The 1,065-nt window shown below is 74.7% G+C and carries 1 protein-coding gene; it reads left to right on the forward strand.

Going from position 1 to position 1,065, the window contains the following annotated elements; all coding sequences use genetic code 11:
* Nucleotides 1-1,065: BNR-4 repeat-containing protein (locus tag PROKR_RS21430; protein WP_211240196.1), on the forward strand; the 1,065-nt coding region annotated here is incomplete at both ends.

Genomic DNA, 1,065 nt, shown 5'->3' on the forward strand with positions numbered 1-1,065 from the left:
CGCCTACAACGCGCCCGGCCCCACGGCCGCGACGCACGAGGTGCACGTGGCCGCGCGCGGCGCGGACGGCGACTGGACCGACGGCTGCCTGCGGGCGGCCGACGGCGCCTGCGTCACCTTCGCGGACGACAACGGCCACAACCAGCCCTCGATCGTGGTGGACGGCGCCGGCCACGTGCACGCGTTCGTCTCCATGCACCACGAGCAGTGGAACTACTTCCGCACCACCACGCCGGGCGACGTCACCTCGCTGGTGGACGTCTCGGCGCAGATGCCCGACCAGGACCTCGCCATCACCTACCCGGTGACCGCCCGCGGCACGGACGGCGACGTCTACGTCATGGCCCGCGCCGGCGCGGACCAGCGCCAGGCCCGGACGGGCAACCTGTACCGCTTCGACACCTCGGCCGGCACGTGGTCGCGCGTCGCGGTCGTCGCCGACGCGCCCGCGCACTCCTTCTACCCGGACGACCTCAAGGTGGGCACGGACGGGCGCGTGCACGTGCTGTGGGAGTGGGGTCCCTGGCCGGCCGACCCGTCGCGGCACCTGGGCTCGTACGCCGTCTACGACCCGGCCGACGGCTCGTTCCGGGACGTGACGGGCTCCGCGCTCGCGACCCCGATCACGCCCTCGACGCCCGGCGCGGTGATCTACCAGCCGTACACCGCGGGCGAGGAGATCGGCTCGTACTGGCCGGCGCTGCAGACCGCGAAGCTCGCCGTGCACGGTGACACGCTGGACGGCATCGCCTACCGGTTCCGCACCGAGGGCGTCACGGCGTTCGACGGCTACGACGTCCGGTACGCCCGCTGGGACGGAGCCGCCTGGCAGCGCGAGACCGTGCTCGACCTGGCCGGCCTCGGCCCGGGCGTCGAGACGTCGGCGGCCATCGAGACGACGTCGGCCGGCGCCACCACGCGGGTGTACGCGGTGGTGGAGACCACCTCCTGCGTGACGGGCCAGCAGAGCGCCGTCGTGCGGGCCGAGCAGGTGCGCGGCGAGAGCACGTGGCGGTTCGGCACCGTGGGCGAGCCGCGGGCGGGCGCCCAGCGGCTGAGCGCGGT

This window comes from Promicromonospora kroppenstedtii DSM 19349, from assembly GCF_000515355.1.
Lineage (GTDB): Bacteria > Actinomycetota > Actinomycetes > Actinomycetales > Cellulomonadaceae > Promicromonospora > Promicromonospora kroppenstedtii.